The 4,686-nt window shown below is 74.1% G+C and carries 2 protein-coding genes and 1 pseudogene; all 3 read right to left on the bottom strand.

The window, feature by feature from the left end:
* On the bottom strand, nucleotides 1-386 hold a 386-nt coding region (locus C1A33_RS35095), incomplete at its 3' end, for a fibronectin type III domain-containing protein (RefSeq protein ID WP_165818498.1).
* A 198-nt stretch (nucleotides 387-584) separates the two neighbouring features.
* Complete coding sequence (locus tag C1A33_RS20610; RefSeq protein WP_101833070.1) at nucleotides 585-3,995, bottom strand: pyruvate carboxylase; 3,411 nt, start codon at nucleotides 3,993-3,995, stop codon at nucleotides 585-587.
* Between the two features lie 106 nt (nucleotides 3,996-4,101).
* Nucleotides 4,102-4,686: pseudogene (locus tag C1A33_RS20605) on the bottom strand (glutamine synthetase); the annotation flags it as partial.

Genomic DNA, 4,686 nt, shown 5'->3' with positions numbered 1-4,686 from the left:
GGGCGGCGGCCGGCGCCGCCCACCCCCGCGCCGCCGGCCACCGCCCCGCCCGCACTGCCTCCGCCGCCCGCACCGGCTCCGGCGAGACAGAGGCCGCCGGACGGGGCCCAGGCGGAGGTGCCGGCCGCGTTGACGGAACGGACCTTGAAGCAGGCCGGACCGCTCCCGAGGCCACCCCAGTCGAAGGAGGTCGCGTTGGGCCCGGCGTGGCGTGTCTCCGAACCCTTGGCGACGTCGAAACCGGTCTCATCGGACGACGTGTCCGTCCAGGAGACGCGCGCGGCACCGGCGCCCACACCCGTGACGGTCACGTTCGACGGCGCCGACGGGGAGGCCGCCCCGACGGCCGGCGCGGCGAACAGAACGACCGCGCTCGGAACTGCCATGGCGGAACTCAGCAACAAGGATTTCCGAATGAATGCCATGATGCCCCCTGTTCGCCGGAGCATTGTTCCCGGCTGCGCATGGGGGATTCCCGCGACCGACAGCGGCGATTCGGGTGGGCGCCGCGAGGATTCACCAGGTTTCGCCCCGCCAACCCCGGGGTCCGCACAGGCGAAACCCCGGGATTGGCAGGGCGGCGGTCAGGGGCGAAGGACGAGGAGGAGGTCGCCGACCTCGACGCTGTCGCCGCTGGAACGGACCAGTTCCACGATGGTGCCGGCGGCGGGGCTGGTGACGGCGGCCTCCATCTTCATCGCCTCGACGACGGCGAGCTTCTGACCGGCGGTGACGGTGTCGCCGGGGGCGACGACGAACGTGACGATGCCGGGCAGGCCGGCGCCGACCTGGGTGGGGTCCGACGGGTCGGCACGCCGGGCGGCCGTGGTCGTCGCGGTGATCGACGTGTCGCGGACGCGGACCGGCCGGGGCTGGCCGTTGACCCGCAGGTAGAGGGTGCGCATGGCGGCGTCGTCGGGGTCGGAGAGGGCGTCGAGCTCGACTATGATCTCGACGCCGGGTTCGAGCAGGACGGCGATCGGCTGTCCGGAGCGCAGTCCGTAGAGGTAACCCTCGGTGGGGATGACGGAGCTGTCGCCGTAGTTGTCGACGGCGGTCAGGTAGTCCTTCCACGGGCCGGGGAACAGCAGCCGGGACAGGGCGGCCCGCCGGGTGGTGCTGTCGGCGGCGAGTTCGGCGGCGTCGGCGGGGTCGAGGGTGGCGCTCGGCGGGGCGGGGCGGCGTCCGGCCAGGGCGCGCTCGCGGAACGGCTCGGCGAACCCGGCCGGCGGGGTACCGAGCTCGCCGGCGAGGTAGCCCAGGACGCTTGCGGGCAGGTCGAAGCGCTCGGGGTGCTCGCGCAGCGCGTCGACGTCGACGGTGCCGCCGACGAGGAACAGTGCGAGGTCACCGACGACCTTGCTGGTCGGCGTCACCTTGATCGGCTTGCCGAGCAGCTCGTTGGCGACAGCGTAGGCCTCCTGGACGGCGGGCCAGCGGTCGCCGAGGCCCAGCCCGATGGCCTGCTGGCGCAGGTTGGTGAGCTGCCCGCCGGGGATCTCGTGCCGGTAGACGGCACCGGTCGGGGCCCGCAGGCCCGCCTCGAACGGCGCGTACAGGTCACGCACGGCCTCCCAGTAGGCCTCCATCGACGACAGCGCCGACAGCGCGATCCCGGTGGCTCGGGGGGTGTGGTCGGTCGCGGCGACCAGGGCCGACATGTTCACCTGGCTGGTGCCGCCCGACATCGGCGCCGCGGCGGCGTCCACCGCGTCGACCCCGGCCGCCGCGGCGGCGAGCAGGGTGGCGAGCTGGCCGCCGGCGGTGTCGTGGGTGTGCAGGTGAACGGGCAGGTCGAACCGCTCCCGCAGCGCCGTGACCAGCGTCGTCGCCGCGGCCGGCCGCAGCAGCCCGGCCATGTCCTTGACCGCCAGCACATGGACGCCGGCGGAGACGAGCTGATCGGCCAGCCGGAGGTAGTAGTCGAGTGTGTAGATGGACTCGGCCGGGTCGGACAGGTCGCCGGTGTAGCACAGGGTGCCCTCGGCGATCGCGGTGCCGGTCTCGAGGACGGCGTCGATCGCGGGGCGCATCTGGTCGAAGTCGTTGAGCGCGTCGAAGATCCGGAAGATGTCGACGCCGGTCGCCGCGGCCTCGGCGACGAACGCCCGCACCACGTCGTCCGGATACGGGGTGTAGCCGACGGCGTTGCGGCCGCGCAGCAGCATCTGCAGGCACATGTTCGGCGCCGCCACCCGCAGCGCGGCGAGCCGCTCCCACGGGTCCTCGGCGAGGAACCGCAGGGCCACGTCGTACGTCGCCCCGCCCCACGCCTCCAGGCTGAGCAGGCTCGGCGTCAGCGCGGCGAACGCGGGCGCCGCCGCCAGGATGTCGAACGACCGCAGCCGGGTCGCCAGCAGTGACTGATGGGCGTCACGCAGCGTGGTGTCGGTGACCGCCAGCGTCTCCTGCGCGCGCAGCCGCGCCGCCCAGCCCGCCGGCCCCAGCCGCGCGAGCAGCTGCCGCGACCCGTCCGGCACCAGCACGCCCTGCCCGTCCGGGCGCGCCGGCAGGTCGGTCAGCTCGGGCAGCCGGGTGCGGGGGTCGACCAGCGCGACGCCGGCGGGGCGGGTGAAGCCGTTGACGGTGCTCTCGGCGAGCCGGGCCAGCATCCGGCTGGTCCGGTCGGTGCCGCGCCCGGGCAGCAGCAGATGCGGCCGCTCGTCGATGAACGACGTGGGCACACCGCCGGCGAGGAAGCCCGGGTCGGCGAGCACCTCGGCCAGGAAGTCGATGTTCGTCCGCACCCCACGGATCCGGAACTCGCCGAGCGCCCGGCGCGCGCGGCGCGACGCCTTCTCCAGGGTGGAACCCCGCGCGGTCAGCTTCACCAGCAGCGAGTCGAAATACGGGCTGACCTCCGCACCCGGGTACGTCGCCCCGTCCAGGCGCACGCCCGGCCCGCCCGGCGACTGGTAGAAGCTGATCGTCCCGGTGTCCGGGCGGAATCCGTCCGCCGGATCCTCCGTCGTCACCCGGCACTGGATCGCCGTGCCACGCAGCGCGATCCGCTCCTGCTCCAGGCCCAGATCGGCCAGGCTCTCCCCGTCGGCGATCCGCAGCTGCGCCGCGACCAGATCGACGCCGGTGACCTCCTCGGTCACCGTGTGCTCCACCTGAATGCGCGGGTTCATCTCCATGAACGTGTACTGACCGTCCGCGGCGAGCAGGAACTCGACCGTCCCGGCGTTCACGTAGCCGACGTGCCGGGCGAAACGCACCGCGTCCGCGCAGATACTCGCCCGGATCGCCTCGTCCAGCTGCGGCGCCGGCGCGATCTCGACGACCTTCTGATGCCGACGCTGCACCGAACAGTCCCGCTCGTACAGATGAATGATGTTCCCGTAGGAGTCGGCGAACACCTGCACCTCGATGTGCCGCGGCCGGGTCACCGCCTGCTCCAGGAACACCGTCCCGTCCCCGAACGCGGCCGCGGCCTCCCGCGACGCGCTCGCCACCGCGTCCGCGAGGTCCGTCGGGCGCTCGACCCGGCGCAGACCCCGCCCGCCGCCACCCGCCGACGCCTTCACGAACAACGGGAAGCCCACCCGCTCGGCCGCCTCCGCCGCTCCGGCCCCGTCCGGCAGCGGCGCGCTGGCCCGCAGCACCGGCAGGCCCGCCGCCATCGCCGCGTCCCGCGCCGCCACCTTGTCCCCGGTCAGCCGCAGCACCGACGACGGCGGGCCGACGAACGTCACCCCCGCCGCCGCGCACGCCTCGGCCAGCACCGCCGATTCCGACAGGAACCCGTAGCCGGGGTGCAGTGCGTCCGCCTCCGCCTGCTTGGCGACCGTCAGCAGCGCGTCGATGTCCAGATAGCCGCGCACCGGATGCCCTGGGCCGCCGATCTCGTACGCTTCGGAGGCCTTCGTCCGGTGCAGCGCGGCCACGTCCTCGGGCGTGTAGACGGCGACGGTGCGAAGCCCCAGTTCCTGGGCGGCACGGAAGACACGGACGGCGATCTCACTGCGGTTTGCGACCAGGACCTTACGCACGCGCGCCTCCTTGGACGAGTGCGCATCATTGTGGGGGCGTTGGACTCTGACGCGCCAAAGTAACGTGATCGGCGTCACGGCGGCCGCAACCGGCCGACCGCCAGTCTCAGTAGCGCCAGCGGGTCGCGGCGACGACGGCCTCGGCGTCCGCGCCGGCGAAACGGTCGATCTCCGCCCGTCGGACGGTGGCGACGGTGTCGTGCAGTTCCTCGCCGAGCGCCGCGCGCAGCACGTCGTCCGCCTCGAACGCGGTGACGGCGTCGGCCAGGTTCGTCGGCAGCCGGCTGATGCCGCGCCGGTCCCGTTCGGCGGGGGCGAGCGTCGCCGGGTCGACGTCGACGGGCGGTGGCAGCCGGGCGCGCGCCTCGAGCCCGGCCCGGCCGGCGGCCAGCAGGCCGGCCACCACCAGGTACGGGTTGGCGGCCAGGTCGAAGCACTTGATCTCGAGGTTCGCCGCGCGACCGGCCGCGGCCGGCGGGCCGGGGATCATCCGCAGCGCGGCCTCGCGGTTCTCCGCGCCCCAGCAGGCGTACACACCGGCCCAGCGCGACGGTGCGAGGCGCAGGTAGGACGCGACGCTGGGCGCCCCGAGCGCCATCAGCGCCGGCAGATGGCCGAGGATGCCCGCGGCGAACGCCTCCCCCGCCGCCGTCAGGCCGACCGGCCCGTCCCCGCCGCCCATCAGGTTCAC

The sequence above is a fragment of the Frankia canadensis genome (genome assembly GCF_900197875.1).
In the GTDB taxonomy this organism is placed as follows: Bacteria; Actinomycetota; Actinomycetes; order Frankiales; family Frankiaceae; genus Frankia; species Frankia canadensis.
This window is presented reverse-complemented; position numbering and strand designations above follow the sequence as displayed.